At 73.0% G+C, this 17,220-nt stretch carries 15 protein-coding genes and 2 pseudogenes; 4 read left to right on the top strand and 13 right to left on the bottom strand.

Features of this window, described 5'->3' with window-relative positions:
* Positions 1-4: 4 nt before the first annotated feature.
* The 5 genes and pseudogenes from ACSMXW_RS17965 to ACSMXW_RS17945 all read right to left on the bottom strand — a co-directional run bounded on the left by ACSMXW_RS17965 (position 5) and on the right by ACSMXW_RS17945 (position 5,469).
* Positions 5-1,891, bottom strand: coding sequence for an NHL domain-containing thioredoxin family protein (locus ACSMXW_RS17965; RefSeq protein ID WP_485807721.1), 1,887 nt, complete (start codon positions 1,889-1,891; stop codon positions 5-7).
* 100 nt (positions 1,892-1,991) lie between these two features.
* A complete protein-coding gene (locus tag ACSMXW_RS17960; RefSeq protein WP_485807720.1) occupies positions 1,992-3,152 on the bottom strand; it encodes an oxygenase MpaB family protein in 1,161 nt (386 codons plus the stop codon).
* A gap of 167 nt (positions 3,153-3,319) precedes the next feature.
* Positions 3,320-4,372: a polyprenyl synthetase family protein gene (locus ACSMXW_RS17955; RefSeq protein WP_485807718.1), complete on the bottom strand. Its 1,053-nt coding sequence runs from the start codon at positions 4,370-4,372 to the stop codon at positions 3,320-3,322.
* Positions 4,373-4,562: 190 nt separating this feature from the next.
* A pseudogene (locus tag ACSMXW_RS17950) lies at positions 4,563-4,841 on the bottom strand (polyprenyl synthetase); the annotation flags it as partial.
* Positions 4,842-5,022: 181 nt separating this feature from the next.
* Positions 5,023-5,469: a cupin domain-containing protein gene (locus ACSMXW_RS17945; protein WP_485807717.1), complete on the bottom strand. Its 447-nt coding sequence runs from the start codon at positions 5,467-5,469 to the stop codon at positions 5,023-5,025.
* A 53-nt stretch (positions 5,470-5,522) separates the two neighbouring features.
* On the opposite strand from ACSMXW_RS17945, the gene ACSMXW_RS17940 reads away from it, so the two are divergent.
* Positions 5,523-6,716 carry a GlxA family transcriptional regulator gene (locus ACSMXW_RS17940; RefSeq protein ID WP_485807716.1) on the top strand — a complete coding sequence of 398 codons (1,194 nt, stop codon included), beginning with the start codon at positions 5,523-5,525 and terminating at the stop codon, positions 6,714-6,716.
* Complete coding sequence (locus tag ACSMXW_RS17935) at positions 6,713-7,207, top strand: LURP-one-related/scramblase family protein (RefSeq protein WP_485807714.1); 495 nt, start codon at positions 6,713-6,715, stop codon at positions 7,205-7,207. Before ACSMXW_RS17940 ends, ACSMXW_RS17935 begins: the two co-directional genes overlap by 4 nt.
* A 117-nt stretch (positions 7,208-7,324) precedes the next feature.
* Here the strand turns inward: ACSMXW_RS17935 and ACSMXW_RS17930 are convergent, their stop codons facing one another.
* Positions 7,325-7,738, bottom strand: a complete 414-nt coding sequence (locus ACSMXW_RS17930) for a nuclear transport factor 2 family protein (protein WP_485807712.1) — start codon at positions 7,736-7,738, stop codon at positions 7,325-7,327.
* 477 nt (positions 7,739-8,215) lie between these two features.
* Between ACSMXW_RS17930 and ACSMXW_RS17925 the strand changes: the two are divergent.
* Positions 8,216-9,214, top strand: a pseudogene (locus tag ACSMXW_RS17925) (alkaline phosphatase D family protein); the annotation flags it as partial.
* A gap of 21 nt (positions 9,215-9,235) precedes the next feature.
* Here the strand turns inward: ACSMXW_RS17925 and ACSMXW_RS17920 are convergent.
* Entirely contained in the window at positions 9,236-10,054 is an 819-nt protein-coding gene (locus ACSMXW_RS17920; protein WP_485808124.1) for a class I SAM-dependent methyltransferase, read from the bottom strand.
* Positions 10,055-10,193: 139 nt separating this feature from the next.
* Entirely contained in the window at positions 10,194-11,081 is an 888-nt protein-coding gene (locus tag ACSMXW_RS17915) for a carbon-nitrogen family hydrolase (protein ID WP_485807711.1), read from the bottom strand.
* 234 nt (positions 11,082-11,315) lie between these two features.
* On the opposite strand from ACSMXW_RS17915, the gene ACSMXW_RS17910 reads away from it, so the two are divergent.
* Complete coding sequence (locus ACSMXW_RS17910; protein ID WP_485807709.1) at positions 11,316-12,140, top strand: maleylpyruvate isomerase family mycothiol-dependent enzyme; 825 nt, start codon at positions 11,316-11,318, stop codon at positions 12,138-12,140.
* 64 nt (positions 12,141-12,204) lie between these two features.
* Here the strand turns inward: ACSMXW_RS17910 and ACSMXW_RS17905 are convergent, their stop codons facing one another.
* The 5 genes from ACSMXW_RS17905 to ACSMXW_RS17885 all read right to left on the bottom strand — a co-directional run bounded on the left by ACSMXW_RS17905 (position 12,205) and on the right by ACSMXW_RS17885 (position 16,876).
* Complete coding sequence (locus ACSMXW_RS17905) at positions 12,205-13,629, bottom strand: MFS transporter (RefSeq protein ID WP_485807707.1); 1,425 nt, start codon at positions 13,627-13,629, stop codon at positions 12,205-12,207.
* Positions 13,626-14,369 carry a GntR family transcriptional regulator gene (locus ACSMXW_RS17900; protein ID WP_485807705.1) on the bottom strand — a complete coding sequence of 248 codons (744 nt, stop codon included), beginning with the start codon at positions 14,367-14,369 and terminating at the stop codon, positions 13,626-13,628. Before ACSMXW_RS17900 ends, ACSMXW_RS17905 begins: the two co-directional genes overlap by 4 nt.
* 83 nt (positions 14,370-14,452) lie before the next feature.
* The gene (gene tgmC / locus ACSMXW_RS17895) at positions 14,453-15,661 is read right to left on the bottom strand and encodes an ATP-grasp peptide maturase system methyltransferase (protein WP_485807704.1); all 1,209 of its coding nucleotides are present in this window, start codon (positions 15,659-15,661) and stop codon (positions 14,453-14,455) included.
* Positions 15,658-16,638: an ATP-grasp ribosomal peptide maturase gene (gene tgmB, locus ACSMXW_RS17890; RefSeq protein ID WP_485807702.1), complete on the bottom strand. Its 981-nt coding sequence runs from the start codon at positions 16,636-16,638 to the stop codon at positions 15,658-15,660. Before tgmB ends, tgmC begins: the two co-directional genes overlap by 4 nt.
* Positions 16,639-16,642: 4 nt before the next feature.
* Complete coding sequence (locus tag ACSMXW_RS17885) at positions 16,643-16,876, bottom strand: putative ATP-grasp-modified RiPP (protein ID WP_485808122.1); 234 nt, start codon at positions 16,874-16,876, stop codon at positions 16,643-16,645.
* Positions 16,877-17,220: the final 344 nt, after the last annotated feature.

Below are 17,220 nucleotides of genomic sequence, written 5' to 3'. Positions count from 1 at the left end.
AGCGTCACTCCTCCCCCGCATCCATGCCCGCCAGCACCAGCGGCAGCCGCTCCGCGCCGCCCGCGGCGAGGCGGACCGGGACGCCCCAGTCCTGCTGGTGGACATGGCAGGCGGGGAACTCGGTGTCGGGGGAGTCGTCGCAGGAGGCGGCCATGGCGGAGATGTGCAGGACGCCCTCCGTGACGGCCGGGTTGAGCGTGAGCGTCCGGCTCAGGGCCGTGTCGGGGCCCGCGCCGTCGAGCAGCAGCTCCGGCGGGGTAGACGAGACCAGCAGGCGGGTGGCGGGACCGTACCGCTCGTCCAGCTTCTGGCCCGCGGGCGCCTGGAAGATCACATCGATCCTGAGGTCGCCGGGGGCCACCTCGGTCGCGGCGCGCTGGGTGCGGTGCGCGACGGGCGCCACGCGAACGGCCTCGTCCGGCAGCCGCAGCCGGGTCAGCCGGTGCCGGGCCGACTCCACGACCACGATCTCGTCGCCGTCGACCACCGCGCCGGAGGGCTCGCGCAGGTCGGTCGCGAGCGTGCTGACCTCGCCGGTGGCCGGGTCGTAGCGGCGCAGCGCGTGGTTGTACGTGTCGCTGACGGCGACGGAGCCGTCCGGCAGGGCGGTCACGCCCAGCGGGTGCTGGAACAGCGCCTGGTCCGCGGCGCCGTCGCGGTGCCCGAAGTCGAAGAGGCCGGTGCCGACGGCGGTGTGCACGGCGCCGTCGGTGTCGATCCAGCGCAGCGCCGAGGTCTCGGAGTCGGCGAGCCAGAGCCGGTCCCCGGCGGCCGCGAGCCCCGAGGGCTGCGCGAACCAGGCCTCGGCGCCGGGCCCGTCGACCAGCCCCTCGTTGGTGGTGCCGGCAGCGACCGCGACGGTGCGCTCCGCCGGGTCGTACGTCCACAGCTGGTGGACGCCGGCCATGGCGATCCACACGGAGCCGCCGAAGAGGGCGACGTCCCACGGTGAGGAGAGCGCCACCTCGCGCGCCGGTCCGCTGGTGGGCTCGCCCTGCCACCACTGCCGGCCGGTGCCCGCGAGGGTGGTGACGGCGCCGGTGGCGAGGTCGAGGGCGCGCAGGGCGTGGTTGACGGTGTCGGCGACGACGACCGTCTCCTCGTCCAGCAGCGCCAGGCCCTGCGGCTCGCTGAAGGCCGCCGCGTCCGCCGGGCCGTCCAGGAATCCGCGCTGCCCGGTGCCGATCCGCCGCACCACGCTCTCGCCGTCCGGGGCCAGCTCCACGAGCTGGTGCCGGGTGGTGTCCGAGACCAGCAGGTTCCCCGACGGCAGCAGCAGCGCCTTGCCGGGGAACCGGAGGTGCGTCGCCACCGGCTCCGGCGCCACATAGGGCCCTCCCCCAGAGCCTTCAGGGCCTGGGAGGGACCCCCAGCGCCGCAGCGTGCCCTTGGCCTCGTGCTCCGCCTCCAGCTCCTCCACCAGCCGCTCGATGGCGTGCGCATGCCCCTCGCCGGCGTGCTGGGCGACCACATGGCCCTCGGGGTCGATCACGACCAGCGTCGGCCAGGCCCGCACCGCGTACTGCTTCCAGGTCGCGAGCTCCGGGTCGTCGAGCACCGGGTGCTCCACCTCGTACCGCTCCACCGCGTCCACCACGGCCTGGTGCTCTGCCTCGTGCACGAACTTCGGCGAGTGCACCCCGACGATCACCACGGTGTCCCGGTGCTTCTCCTCCAGCTCACGCAGCTCGTCCAGGACATGGAGGCAGTTGATGCAGCAGAACGTCCAGAAGTCGAGGATCACGATGCGGCCCCGGAAGTCCGCCAGGGACAGGTCCTTGCCGCCGGTGTTCAGCCAGCCGCCCTTGCCGACCAGCTCGGGGGCCCGGACGCGGGCGCGCCGCGGGGCGGAGGCGGGGGCCGGGACGGGGGCGGATGCGGGGTTGCTCATGCGTCCCAGAATGCCATCGCTGTGGGCGGGTATTCCCGGGGGCCGCTCTCATGGGCATCCGTCCTGTCCGGCACAGGACCGTCGCGGGCCGACGCGCGCGTCAGGAGACGGTGGCCGGCGGCGGGGTCCAGCGGTGGGTGCGGGGGACTCCGCCGGGGACGCCGTAGGCCTTCCTCAGCTCTTCGGGGACGGCGTAGTGCATGACGCGGCCGCGGGTCAGGGAGGACAGCTCGAAGACGGTGGTGAGGTGGCCGAGACGGTCCAGGGCCCAGGCGCCCAGCGGTGAGCGGTCCTCGATCGTCTCCAGTGCGCCGAGCAGGTGGGGGACGGCCCTGACCACGGTGTCCCAGGCGGTACGGGGGACCCGGAGCCAGTCCGCGCAGGTGTCGCCGACGAGGTGCCGGATCAGGGCGGAGACGATCGGGTCGAAGAAGGTGCCGGGGACGACCTCCTCGTACAGGTCGATCAGCTGCCTGGTGAGGTGCGCGCCCTCGTCCGACGGGCCCATGTGGCGCAGCATGTACAGGTCGAGGAACTGCCGCGCTTCGGCGAGCGTCCGGGGGACGGCGTCCTGGTCGACGCCGAGGATGGCCCCGACCACGCGCCACGCGTAGTAGTAGGCGTCGGCCCCTTCGGCGGTCATGTGGATGCCGAGGCGGTGCAGGCTGTCCAGGACGAGCAGGGAGAAGAACATCTGCCCGCCGATCATGTCCTCCTGGCAGATCGGCACGCCGAGCGCGCCGGCGTCCCAGCGGTTCTCGCGCGTGAGGTGGTGGCGGATGGCCGCGTGCAGCAGCCGCACCTTCTGCGCGGCCGGGATGAAGCGGCCGCCGGCCTCGAACGCGTCGGGCTGCATGAGGTAGACGGTGAACTGGCCGGTCTCCGCCATCCGCTTGGCGGGGTAGTCGAGCCCGTGCGTGGCCGACAGCAGCTTCGCGACGTGCGGGACGACGTAACAGGCGGGCATGGAGGCGAACGACAGCGCGGTGGAGATGTGCACGTTGTTGTCGGTGAAGAACAGCCGGGCCCGCTCCATCTCGTCCCAGTCCACCCAGGACGGCGGCGCGCCGGTCGCCCGGAGGTACTCGCGGGCCACCTCGGGCAGGCCGTCCGGAAGCTCCTGACCGGCGGTGGACACGTAGCGCATCAGGGAGTTGAACGTGCCGGCCTCGCCGCGCTCGAAGAGGGTGGCGACCACGGCGTCGGCCAGTTCGTCGCCGCGGAGGCGGAGGGCGTCCATCGACGCCTCGGTGTAGGTCATCACGGTCTCCTCGCGTGGCGGCCCGGGTGGGCGGGGGTGCGGTCGCGTCGGGGGTGGGTGGCCGGGTGGGTGGGTGGCCGGGTCGTCGGCCGGGGGCTGGGGATCCGGTCGGGGGCGGCTTCGGTCGTGGTCGGGGCTCCGCTCGGGGGGAGGGGGCGGGGGGCGGGTCAGTGGGTGCGGTCGGTGGCCCGGCGCGCGAGGTCCGTCAGGACCCGCCGTGCCTGCGCGGGCACGGCGACGGCGTCCAGGGCGCGCGTGGCCTGCTCCACCCGATCGCGGATCATCCGCTCGACCCGCTCCGGCGCCCTCAGCCGGAGCATCAGGTCGCGGACGCGGTACAGGTCGGTGTCGTCCAGGTCGCCGCGGCCCAGCACGCGGCGGAGCTGCTCGCGCTGCGCGGCGTCGGCGGTCCGCCAGGCCTCCGCGAGCAGCGCGGTGGGCCGGTGGGCGGTCAGGTCGTCCAGCGCGGCCTTGCCGGTACGTTCCGGGCTGCCGAACAGGCCGAGCAGGTCGTCCCGGAGCTGGAAGGCCTCGCCCAGCGGCAGCCCGTAGGCGGAGAGGCACTCCCGCAGGTCGGGCGCGGCGCCGCCGAGCAGGCCGCCCATGAGCAGGGGCTGCTCCACGGTGTACTTGGCGGTCTTGTAGCGGATCACCTGCAAGGACGCGGCGGTGTCCGGGGGGCCGCCGGTTCGGAGGATCTCCAGGCACTCGCCGGCGACCAGGTCGCGGGCGAGGGCGGCCCACAGGTGCCGGGCACGGGCCAGGTAGGCGGCGGGCAGGCCGCTGGTGGCGAACAGGTGCCCCGCGAGGGCCATCAGGTGGTCGCCCAGCAGCATCGCCAGGGACCTGGCGGCGGCGCGGGCGCCCGGCCGTCCGCTCAGGGCCGTCTCGAGGGCGATGTGCGCGGTGGGCAGCCCGTGGCGCAGCGGGCTGTCGTCGATGAGGTCGTCGTGGACGATCGCCGCGGCGTGCACCAGCTCCATGGCGGTCGCCGCCCGCACCACGGCGTCGCTGTCGGGCTGGCCGGCCGCCCGCCATCCCCAGTAGCAGAAGCTCGCCCGCAGCCGCTTGCCGTGGACGGCGGAGTGCCGCAGACGCTCGGCCACCGGCGCGAGGTCGTCGTCGACGGCGACGAGCTGGTCGGCCTCGTCGGCCAGGAAGTCCCGCAGGACGGCGTCGACCCGGGTTCTGAAGGCGGCCGGATCCCACCCGTCAGTCATCGGATCCGGAATCGGCCTCGGAACCGGCATCGGAACCGGCCTGCGGTGCCTCCGGGGGTTGCGGTGTGTCGGAGGGCTGCCGCCTGACGGGGGGCTGCCGCGTCGTCGGGCCCTGCGATGCCCCCGGCGTCCACCCCGCCGACCCCGCCCGCCCCGCCTGCGGTGTCTCCTGCGTCTGCCCCGCCTGCCGCAGCTTGTGCCGGGCGAGCACTTCCAGGTGGGCGGGCGGCATGCTCGTGCGGCCCGCGCTCGCGCAGCGGTCCAGCGCGAGGCGGCCGCGCGCCTCAAGGTCCTGCTCCGCGTCGCGGGCCAGGTCGGCCAGGTCCGAGCGGCGCAGCAGGCCGCGGAGCGCACCCACGGCCGAGCCGACCGCCGAGCCGGCCGCGCGCACGGCCAGATCGGCCAGCCCGGCGGCGACCAGCACGGCCTGTCTGTCGAGGCCCGGGCCGCTTTCCGTCGTGTGCGTCATGGCCATCCCCCCACCCCGGGCCCATGTCCCAGGGAATCGTTTTCCCTGAAGCGGTGCGCGGGCCCGCCCGCCGCGCACACGCTCCGAGCATGACCGCCTAGACGGAACGGAATGAACCGATTACCCGATCGAGTGATGGATGGAACATATGTTCACAGGGATGCAGCGGTGTTCTCGAGCTTTAGTCGAGGGCATGGCCCGTCGTGGCGTCCACATGGGCGGGGACGGGGTCGTGGCGGTCGCCGACCGTCAAGGTCCCGGTGGGTTCGAGGAGGAGGATCGAGGCGCCGGTGGGGGCGATGGGCTTGTGCTCCGTGCCGCGCGGGACGGTGAAGACGGCGCCCTTGGAGAGGGTGACGGTGCGGTCGCCGGACTTCTCGCGCAGGGCGATGGTCAGCTCTCCGTCCAGGACGAGGAAGAACTCGTCCGTGGAGTCGTGCACGTGCCACACGTGCTCGCCGGCGACCTTGGCGATCCGGACGTCGTAGTCGTTGACGCGGGTGACGATCCTCGGGCTCCAGAGGTCGTCGAAGGTGGCCAGGGCGGCGGCGAGGGAGATGGGGCCGGTGGCCCCGGCGGGTGAGGGCGCGGCGGGGGCGGCGCCCCGCTGCTCGGGTTCGGTGCTCATGCGCCTCATCGTCCGCCGTGACCGCGCCCGGTGGCGAGTGCTAGAAATCGCATATGGCGCAAGATTTCTCGCACAGGTGGCCGGGGGCGGCCGCGGGACTCCTCCGGGACGCCGCCGAGCCCGGGGCCCCGGCCCCGGCCGGCGCCGACGGCGGTCCCCACCGCACCGCCGGAGCCCGGAAGCACCCCACCCCCGTGGTCCAGGTCCGCCCCACCCCCGTGGTCCCGGGCCGCCCCACCCCCGTGGTCCCGGGCCGCCGCACCGCCGACGCCCCCGCACCCCACCGGGTCGTCGTGATCGTCGACGACAACTCCAACCCCTTCGAGCTGGGCTGCGCCACGGAGGTCTTCGGCCTGCGCAGGCCGGAGCTGGGCCGCCGGCTGTACGACTTCCGGCTCTGCGCGCCCGAGCCCGTCACCCGGATGCGGGACGGCTTCTTCGCGCTCACCGGTGTCGAGGAGCTTGCGGCGGCCGAGGAGGCCGACACCCTGATCGTGCCGAACCGCCCCGACACCGACACCCCCCGCACCCCGGACGTCCTGGCCGCGATCCGCCGCGCGCACGCCCGCGGGGCTCGGCTCGTCGGGTTCTGCAGCGGTGCGTTCACGCTCGCCGAGGCGGGCCTGCTGGACGGGCGCCGGGCCGCCTGCCACTGGATGTGGGCGGACTCCTTCCGGGCCCGCTTCCCCCGGGTGCGTCTCGAACCCGACGTCCTCTTCGTCGACGACGGCGACATCCTCACCGCGTCCGGCAGCGCGGCGGCGCTCGACCTGGGGCTGCACCTGGTGCGCCGCGACCACGGCGCCGAGATCGCGAACGCGGTGAGCAGGCGGCTGGTGTTCGCGGCACACCGGGACGGCGGCCAGCGGCAGTTCGTGGAGCGGCCGATGCCCGAGACGGCGGACGAGTCCCTCGCCCCGCTGCTGGCCTGGGCCCAGGAGCACCTCGGCGAGCCGCTGACCGTGGCGGGCCTCGCCGGGCACGCCGCCGTCAGCACCGCCACCCTGCACCGCCGCTTCCGCGCCCAGCTCGGCACCACCCCGCTGGCCTGGCTGACCGGCGAGCGCGTCCGGTACGCCTGCCGGCTAATCGAGCGCGGCGAGGAACGGCTGGACGTGGTGGCCCGGCTGAGCGGCCTCGGCACGGCGGCCAACCTGCGGGCCCGGCTGCGCCGCGAGACCGGGCTCAGCCCGTCGGCCTACCGGCGGCGTTTCGGACCGGCGACTGGGGAACGGGTAGCAGTATGAAGTTCCAGGTGCGAGACCGGATCCTCGGCATCGGCGAGGACTACTGGATCGAGGACGAGCACGGCGCCAAGGTCTTCCTCGTCGACGGCAAGGCGCTGCGCCTGCGGGACACCTTCGAGCTGAAGGACCGGCAGGGGAACGTACTGGTCGTCATCAGGAAGAAGATGTTCGCGCTGCGCGACACCATGGTCGTCGAGGGGGACGGCCGGACGCTCGCCACGGTCCGGCGCAAGCGGCTCTCCCTGCTCCGCCACCACTACCGCGTGGAGCTCACGGACGGCTCCGAGCTGGACGTCAGCGGCAGGATCCTGGACCGCGAGTTCGTGATCGAGTACGACGGCGCCATGCTCGCCCACGTCTCGCGCCGCTGGCTGCGGATCCGGGAGACCTACGGCGTGGAGATCGTCCGCGACGACGCCGACCCGGCGCTGCTGATCGCCGTCACGGTGTGCGTGATCCACCTGGCGGAGAAGGAGCACAGGGGCGACTAGGCCTCGACCAGGCCGTGTCGTCGAACTCCCGTCGGCCGTGTCGTCGAACTCCCGTCCGCCGCGCGGGCACGACCGCGCCGGGCCCGGCCCGGACCACCGTCGGCGGCTGTGCGCCGGTCAGGCAGGCCGCTGTTCGTTGTGCAGGATCGTGTAGGCCACCATCATCGAGTCGAGGTACGCCCGCACTTCCACGATCATGTCGCCGTCGAACCGGCACACCCAGCAGTAGCGGTTGTCGAACCGGTCCCCCGCGTTGGTGCGCGAGTCGGCGACCAGCTCGGCGATCGTGGTGTCCCCGTCGACGTACAGGTGCTCGACCCTCAGCCCCGCGCCCTCCGGCAGGACACCGGCCAGCCGTTCAAAGGTGGCTTCGATGAACGCCTGCTTGCCGCGGTAACGGCCCGCCAGCGGATGCGTGCCCTGCACCGTCCAGTCCACGTCGTCCGCGACCCGGGCGAAGAACGCCGCCTGCGTCCGCCTGCTCGCCAGGTTGCCGAACAGGGCCGCACGGTCCTCGCGAACCTGCGTCATCGCACCCTCCAGACCCGCACCGACCGGCGTACGCGCGGCCACCGGCCGGCCACGCTCGACGCCGAGCGCACCAGGACCGGCGCTCACGGGCCGGTCACAAGGACACCGCCACCACGGTATCGCCCCCTTCCCGTGCGGGACCGCCGGCGCCGGCCGGCCCGGGACGGCGTCACCCCGACGGGCCAGCCGTAGCGCCCTGGGGGCGGCCGGGAAGCCACACGGCGTTCCGGAGGCGGGGAGACCACACGGGCGCCCCCGAAGCGGCGAACCGGACAGGCGATCCCGAAGCCGCGAACCACACGGCCGTCCCGAAGCCGCGAACCACACCGGCGTTCCCGAAGCCGCGAACCACAGATCGTTCCTCGGGCAGCGGTTCACGCACCGGCCCCCGGCCGGCCAGCCCGCCACCACCCCTCCGCTGTCTGACGGCGGTCAGCTCTGTCCTGCTCTTGCTGATCCATACCGAAGGATGCCCAGATGGCGAACGCTGCGCAGGAGGCCCGGCTTCGGCTGGCCGCAGCACATACGAGACGCAGATTCCTGACCGCCGGCGGCGCGGCGATGGCGCTCGCGTTCGGCACGGACCTCCCGAGCAGGGACAAGGCCTACGCGGACACGCAGCAGCTGCGTTCGGACCCGTTCACGCTCGGTGTCGCCTCGGGCGATCCCCTCCCGACGGCCGTCATGCTGTGGACCCGCCTCGCGCCGGAGATCTTCGACCCGATGGGCGGGATGCCGGACAAGAACGTCGAGGTCACCTGGCAGGTGGCGACGGACGAGACGTTCACGCGGGTCGTCCGGACCGGCTCGGCGACCGCCCGTCCCGAGTACCGCCACGCGGTGCACGTGGACGCGCGCGGCCTGGAGCCGGGCCGCGTGTACTTCTACCGCTTCCGCACGGGCTCCCACATCAGCCCGACGGGGCGGACGAGGACCACGCCGGACCTCTCGGCGCGCCCGTCCGCGCTGCGGTTCGGCATCGCCTCGTGCCAGGCCTACCTGGACGGCTACTACACCGCCTACCGGCACCTGGTCGAGGAGGATCTGGACGTCCTGTTCTTCCTCGGCGACTACATCTACGAGAACGCCGTGAACACGGTGGCCGGGGACCGTTTCGGCACCTCGGCCAACGTGCCGGACGTCTTCCAGACCTCGCCCACCACCCTCGACCAGTACCGGCTGTTCTACTCCCTGTACAAGTCCGACCCCGACCTGCAGGCCGGACACGCGGCCCTGCCCTGGATCGCCACCTGGGACGACCACGAGGTCGTGGACAACTACGCCGGCGACGTCAAGGGGACCATCCCGGTCGACGACTTCCTCGTGCAGCGCGCCAACGCCTACCGGGCCTACTGGGAGCACATGCCGCTGCGGACGGCGCAGCTGCCCGCCGGGCCCGACGCCCAGCTGTACCGGCGGTTCGACTTCGGCGACCTCATGCAGGTCAGCGTGCTCGACACCCGGCAGTACCGAACGCCCTCGCGACGGGCGGGACGGTCACCGGTGTGGCCGTCCCGCCCGCAGCGAGTACATCAGCGGCACCCGGGGCCGGCCGGCCGGGAACGTGTAGCCGTCCTCGCCGCGCTCCAGCACCGGGTACCGCCCGAAGAGCGTCGCCGGGTGCTCGCGCAGGAACTCGATCCGCAGGCCGGCCGCGGCAATCGCCGTGACCACCTCGCCGAGCGTGTGCTGCCACTCGACGTGCAGGCCGCTGGTGAGCGGCGGTCCGTCCGTGTACGTGTGCTGACTGACGTAGCGCTGCTCGCCGCCCGTGAAGTAGTCGTACGCCACCGTGGCCCCGTCGTCGTCCAGCACGTCCGTCACCGGGTGGAACTCCGCGAGGTACAGGAAGCCGCCGGGCGCCAGCAGCGACGCCACGGTCCCGGCCCACCGGGCCAGGTCCGGCAGCCAGAGGAGCGCGCCGGCGCCGGTGTAGACGACGTCGAAGCGCTCACCGGCCAGCGCCTCCCGCGCCCGGTACACGTCGGACTCGACGAACCGGGCGCGGTCCGCGAGGCCGGTCTCCGCGGCGAGACGGCGGGCGGTGCGGATCGCGGCCGGTGAGAAGTCGAGGCCGGTGACGGCGGCGCCGCGGCGCGCCCAGGACAGGGTGTCCTGGCCCATGTGGCACTGCAGGTGCAGCAGCCGCAGCCCGGTGACGTCGCCGACCTCGGTCACGTCGCGGGCGGGCAGCGTGCTGCGGCCCGCGCGGAAGCCGGGCAGGTCGTAGAACGCGCTCGCGGCGTGCACCCGCACCCGGTCGTCCCAGTTGTCGCGGTTGATGCGGAGCCAGTCCGGCACGGGTTCCGTCGTCATGGCGGCGACCGTACTGAGCGACGGGGGCGGGGCGCACCCGGATTAGGGGCGGCCGGGGCGGGGCAGGGCGGCCCGGACCGCCGGGCCCCGGTCGGCCGACGATCCGGTCGGCCCGCCGGGCCCGGCGCGGAAGGGCGGCTCAGCGGCGCGGTGCCGTGACCCCGAGGACCCGGTCCTTGAGCACCGGGAAGCGCTCCCGGGTGCTGCCCACCTTCGCCACGTCGAGGTCGACCGTCAGGATCTCCTCGCCGGGGCCCGCCTCGCCCAGCACCTCGCCCCAGGGGTCGACCGCGATGCTGTGCCCGGCCTGCGCGATGCCGGCGTGGGTGCCGGCGCTGCCGCAGGCCAGGACGTACGACTGGTTCTCCACGGCGCGGGCGCGGGCGAGCAGGGTCCAGTGCGCACGGCGCCGCTCGGGCCAGCCCGCGGGGATCACCAGGACCTCGGCGCCGTCGTCCACCAGCCCCCGGAACATCTCGGGGAACCGCAGGTCGTAGCAGGTGGCGACGCCCACGGTGGTCTCCGGCAGGCGGACCGTGACCAGCTCGGACCCGGCGCCCATCAGCACCGCCTCGCCCTTGTCGAAGCCGAAGCGGTGGATCTTGCGGTAGGACGCGGCGAGTTCGCCGTCGGGGGAGAAGACGAGGGAGGTGTTGTAGACGGTGCCCCCGCCGTCGCCGGGGGCGTCCCCGCCGTCCCCCTGGGCACTCCGGGCACCCTGCGCACCCTGGCCGCCCTGGCCTCCCCCGCCGGCCGGGCTCCGCTCCGGGATGGACCCGGCGTGCAGCCACACGCCCGCGTCGCTCGCCGCCTTGGCCATGATCTCGTACGTCGGTCCGCGCAGCGGCTCCGCGCCGGTCGCGAAGGCCTCGTACGCGAAAGCGCCGACCGTCCACAGCTCGGGGAGCACGACCAGTTCCGCGCCCGACTCGCGGGCGGCGTCCGCGACCAGGGACGCGGCGCGCTGCCGCCGGGTTTCGACTGGTTCGTCGTCGGTCACGGCGATCTGGATCAGAGAGGCGCGCACACTACCACCGTCCTGGCTTTCGAGCCGTCCATACCGGCCTACCATCGTCACGAAAGGACTGCCGGTGCACCACCGGGCAGCGTACTGTGCCTTTCCGGGGGATCAGGGGGATCCCCCGGATCCCCGGCCCTCGCCAGCCCTGCCCGGACGCCACCGCAGTCACGCACGTCAAGTCCCGTACCCGACCAGCACTCCCGTCACTCAGCCGTACGCAACAACCGCCCGAGGGGTCTCGTGAGTCTCCATCCCAGCCTTCAGACCTATGCCGACGCCTGGACCCACTCCGTGGAGTCGATCGCCGAGCTGGTGCAGCCGCTCGTGGAGGGGGAGTGGAGCAAGGCCACGCCCTGCCCGGGCTGGTCGGTGCGGGACATCGTCTCGCACGTCATAGGGCTCGACTGCGAGATGCTGGGCGACCCGCGGCCCATCCACACGCTGCCGCGCGACCTCTTCCATGTGAAGACGGACCACCAGCGGTACATGGAGATGCAGGTCGACGTGCGCCGGCACCACACCGCGCCGGAGATGACGGCGGAGTTGGAGTACACCATCATCCGCCGCCAGCGGCAGCTCAGGAACGAGTCCCGGGGACCCGACCACATCGTGCGCGGCCCGATGAGCACGGAGGAGACGCTGGAGAGCGCCATGCGGCGGCGGGCGTTCGACATCTGGGTGCACGAGCAGGACCTGCGCGCCGCCCTCGACGAGCCCGGCAACCTCGACTCCCCCGGCGCCCACGTCACCCGGGACGTCCTGCTGGACCTGCTCCCCGAGGTGGTCGCCAAGCGGGCCAAGGCCCCGGCGAACTCGGCGTTCGTCTTCGACGTGCACGGCCCCGTGGAGTTCCTGCGCACCGTCCGCGTCGACGCCGAGGGCCGGGGCACGGTCGACGGCGCCCCGTCGCTCGGCCCGCTGGTCACGTTCAGCATGGACTGGGAGACGTACGTACGGCTGGCGTGCGGGCGCGTGACGGCCGAGGCGGCCGAGGGACGTGTCAAGGCGGAGGGCGATCAGGAGATGGCGGACTCGATCCTGTCGAACTTCGCCGTGACGCTCTGAGCGGCGGGTGCCGGCGGCTCGGCTGGCGGAGCCTGCGACTCGGCTGGCGGGGCCTGCGGCTCGGCTACCGGTGCACGGGCTTGCGCCAGGTCTCCACCCGGCTGACCACCAGCCGTTCCCGCTCGATCCGGGCCACCCGGCCGCGCAGCCGGAGGATCTGGGTGATGCCCAGCGCCTCCAGGACGAAGATCACGGAGAACGCGAGGCGGTAGTCGTCGCCGGTGGCGTCCAGCAGCACGCCGACGGCGAGCAGGGTCGTCATGGAGGCGGTGAAGCCGCCCATGTTGACGATGCCGGAGGCGGTGCCCTGCCGCTCGGGCGGGTTGGCGGGGCGGGCGAAGTCGAAGCCGAGCATGGACGCGGGCCCGCACGCGCCCAGCACCGTGCAGAGCACCACCAGCACCACCATCGGCACCCGCTCCCCCGGGTAGCCCAGCGTGGCACCCCACATCACGGCCGTCGCGCCGACCGTGCCGAGCGCGAGGGGCAGCCGGGCCGCGTGGTGCCGGGCGACGACCTGCCCGTAGACGAGGCCGACCACCATGTTGGAGACGACGACCAGCGTGAGCAGGTCGCCCGCGCCCGCCGCGGACAGGCCCTGGGCCTGCACCAGGAACGGCAGCCCCCACAGCAGCAGGAAGAACATCGCCGGGAACTGCGTGGTGAAGTGCACCCACATGCCCAGCCGGGTGCCCGGCTCCCGCCAGGCCGCCACGATCTGCCGGCGCACATAGGCGGCGCCCCGGTGCGGCGCGTGCGCGGGCTCGTACCCGTCCGGGTGGTCCTTGAGGAAGAGCACCAGCAGGACGAGGACGACCACGCCGGCGAGCGAGCTGCCCGCGAACGCGGCGGTCCAGCCGAGGGAGTGCAGCAGCCGGGCCAGCACCAGCGTGGAGATGAGGTTGCCCGCCATCCCGACCAGGCCCGCGAGCTGCGCGATCAGCGGCCCGCGGCGGGCCGGGAACCAGCGGGTGCCGAGCCGCAGCACGCTGATGAACGTCATCGCGTCCCCGCAGCCCAGCAGCGCCCGCGCGGCCAGCGCCATCCCGTAGGAGGGCGAGAGCGCGAAGGCGAGCTGCCCGGCGGTGAACAGCACGGCGCCGAGGCCCAGCACCCTCTTGGTGCCGAGCCGGTCGACGAGCAGGCCCACCGGGATCTGCATGCCGGCGTAGACGAGCAGTTGGAGGATCGAGAACGTGGACAGCGCCGAGGCGCTGACGTGGAAGCGGGCGGCGGCGTCCAGGCCCGCGACGCCGAGCGAGGTGCGGAAGGTGACGGCGACGAAGTAGACGGCGACGCCGATCGACCACACCAGCACGGCCCGCCGCCCACCCGGCGGATCGCCGGGCAGGGCTATGCCACCGGACGGGCCGGAGGACGGCGGAGGGGAGGACGAGGAGGAACCCGAGGAAGAACCGGACGAGGGCCCGGACGAGGAACCGGAGGAGGAACCCGACGAGGAGGCGGAACCGGAGGAGGCGGCGCTCATCGCTCCTCGCCCCGGGCGAGGTTCGAGAACCAGTTGACGTGCCGGTGCACCAGCGCCACGGCGGCGTCCGCGTCGCCGGAGCGGAGCGCGGTCAGCATCTCCTCGTGCTCCGTGAGGGTCTTGGCGATACGGTCCGGGTGGGCGTGCATCACGGCGACGCCCATTCTGAGCTGGCGGTCGCGGAGCTGGTCGTAGAGCCGGGAGAGGATCTCGTTCCCGCCGCTGCGCACGATCTCGGCGTGGAAGCAGCGGTCGGTGACCGCCGCTTCGGCGAAGTCGCCCGCCGCCGCCTGCCGTTTCTGCTGTTCGAGCAGCTCCTCCAGGCGGGCGATCAGCCGCGGCGGGGCGGGCACCGCCTTGCGCGCGGCGTGCGCCTCCACGAGCTGCCGGGTCTCGACGACGTCCGCGATCTCCTGCGCGGAGACCGGCAGGACCAGGGCGCCCTTCTTCGGGTACAGCTTGATGAGCCCCTCGACCTCGAGCCGCAGCAGCGCTTCCCTGACGGGCGTCCGCGACACCCCCACCGCCTCGGCCAGCTCCCCCTCGGTCAGCAGCGTCCCACCCTCGTACCGCCGCTCAAGCACCCCACGCTTCACATGGTCGTAGACCCGGTCGGCGGCAGGCGGCTGCTTCCCGGCGGACGAGGCGTCCGGACGGGTACGGGGAGCACGGGGCGTACGGGGGGTGGCGGCCGTGGCGGTCGTGGGCGTGGTTGTCGTGGTGGGGGCGGCGGATGGCATGCGTACAGCATAGATACAACGTGTACGGATGACTTTTCACGTCCACCATCCGGACGTGGGGGCTCCGCTGCGCCGGTCGGGGATCAGGCACCAGGCAGGACCAGGCCCGGCATCCGCGGATGCCTCAGATGCTGTCCGCCGCCGTCGACCCGGAGCGTGAACGCCTCCGGTCCCGGCGCTCCAGCGGCGTCGTAGGCATCCAGGACATGCTCGATACGCTCCCACAGCCGCGCCGGGTCCGCCGGGCTGCCCTCGCGCACCTCCCATCCACCGCCCACGGGAGTCAGGCTCGCGGCGGAGCCGGTGACGACATCGACCAGGTGCACCACCTCGCCGACGGTCGTCATCTGGGCGTCCGGAACGGCGCTCTGGGCGAGGAACCGCAGGTGGAACGCCTCCTCGGTCGCGGCCGTGATCCGCTCCGGGGAGTGCCGCGCTGCCCGAGCCCGCGCGGGCAGGCCGGCGGCCCAGTGGGCGGGGTTACCGAACGGCGGTGCGGCGTGGGTGCGCGCGGACATGAAGGAAACGGTGCCCGGAAGCAGCGGCCCCTCGGCGGAGCCGTCCCCGTCCACCGTCAGCAGGACGCGTGCATAGCCGTAGAGCCAGCCCGACAAGGTGAGCAGGATCTTCCCGCCCGGCCGGACCTGCGCGAGCAGGGCGGGCGGGACGGCGCGGAAGGAGCAGGCGGCCACGACCCGGTCGAACGGTGCCTCGGGCCAGTACCCGTACAGTCCGTCCGCCACCGCGAGGGTGGGGGAGTAGCCGCACCCGTACAACGCGTTCGCAGCCGTCTCCAGCCGGTGCGGGTCCACCTCGATCGAGGTCAGGAGGGTGGAGCCGAGGCGTTCGCAGGCGAGCGCGGTGGAGTAGCCGGTCCCCGTGCCGATCTCCAGCACCGTATGCCCCTCCCGCACATCGGCGTCGGCCCACATCCGTACGACGAGCGACGGCAGTGTGGACGAGGAGGTCGGGGCTCCGCCGTGCCGGACGGCCGGCTGCTTCCAGTCGGGTTCGTCGCCGTCGAACTGCGTGATCAGCGTGCTGTCCGAGTAGGCGGCGGCCAGCCACCGGTCGTGGTCGAGCTCCGCGGTGACCGGCTCCCACACGGTCATGCCCTGCTCGTCGCGCCCGTCACCAGGCAGGTAGAACCCTGGCACGAACCGGTGCCGTGGCACCGCCTCCAACGCTGCCCGCCAGGCCGGATCTCCGAGCAGTCCCTTCTCGACGAGTCCCTTCACCATGGCTTCCCGCAACCTCGGGGCACCGCCCTCCCCGCCGTCGGACATGATCATGACCCGCCGGATCCTTCCGTGCTCAGAATGTCGGCGAACGCCTTGGCGATGTCCGGCGCGTCCGGGAGCCACCCCCACTGGCCGTTGGGATTGCACTCGATCGCCCACCAGTCCTCATGATTCTTCCCTGGGCCGGTGAGCGCGAAGTCGAAGCACCCGAAGACCAGCCCGAAGGACTCCAGGTAGGCGTAGAGAGCCGCCGCCACTCGGGCCGGAACGGCCACAGGGGTGTGGATCAGTTGATTCCAGTCGCCGCGGCGCCAGTCCAGCGTGCCGTTCCGGGTGGCGATCTGCTGGGCGAACACGCGGTGGCCGACCACGGTGACCCGCGCGTCCCCTGTTTTCGGGACCTCGGCCTGGAACCAGTGCGCGGTCACCGCCAACGTGTCATCGAAGGCGTCGGCGTCCACACGCTGGGTCCAGATCGCACCGGTGTGACCGTCCTCCGATCGAGGCAGACCACGGAACGTCTTGTAGATGACGTGTCCCTGTTCCGCGGCGAAACTCCGCGCGGCCTCGACGTCGTTGGTGATCAGAGTCGGCGGGATCTGAAGGCCCAGCTCGCTGAACCGCTGGAGCTGTGCGGGCTTGAAGTCCGCGTGGGTCACCGCTCCCGGGTGGTTGACGTACCGCGCGCCGCGAAGACTGGTCAGCACGCCCCCGAGTCCATGCCTCGCCTCGGCGACCGCGAAGTCCCTCTGCTGCTGGGGCAGATGTCCGAACCGGGTGGCGTAGGGCGTGGGGCGGCGGTAGTAGACCGCCGCCACCTCCTCCAGCTCCACGTTCCGGCTCGCCGTACTCAGCCGTCCACCCCAGGCCGGGCTGCCTGACCCGATCCGGAAACCGAAGGTCAGGTCGGACCCGACGTCAGCCGGATCGAGACGTGCGACGGGTACTGCGCGCTCGCTCAGCGCACCGATGACCCGGTCTGCGGTGACGTCTTCCAGAGCCGTGACGACGAGGACGGTGGAGGGCACCGGTTCAGTCCGACTCGTAGTCGGTCGTGTGGTCGTCCTGCGCCTGTGGCTGAGGACTCTGCCCGTCCCCACCGCCGGACAACGACGCCGTACCGGTGGTCTTCGAGGTACCGTGCTTGCCCATCTCCACGACCCGCCCGGCGGCGTCCGTGTAGCGAGCGGTCTGTGTGGCCTGGTCCAGTACCACGGACGCGTACGCCGGCGGGCTGACCGGCAGCCTGTCGGTCACCAGTCGCATCGCCCACGGCGCCTGGGCAGCCTCAGTCGCCACGTGTTCACCCCTCCCTCATCAATGCGGCGCAAGCCGATCGGCTCGCCCTGGGGCAAGCATCTGCCAGTGCGAGGGGCATGACCAGTGCCCTGAGGAACACGAGAGGGCGCACAGGCGCAACGCTGTGTGACGAGCAAGTCGCTGATGCGCCGTCGGCGCCTCAACCGTCGCGGCCCCTCGCCAGACGCTCTCGGCTCCCTCCGCACTCCGAACGAACGCGGCACACGCCTCCGGCGCACCGCACCACGGTGCTTGCACGTGGCCGATAGTTCCTGTGGAAACTCCTTATGGCCGGTACTGAGATGCGGTGC

It is taken from the genome of Streptomyces sp. DSM 116793 (assembly GCF_057320905.1).
The sequence above is the reverse complement of the archived record's forward strand: the minus strand, read 5'-3'. Positions and strand labels throughout refer to the sequence as shown.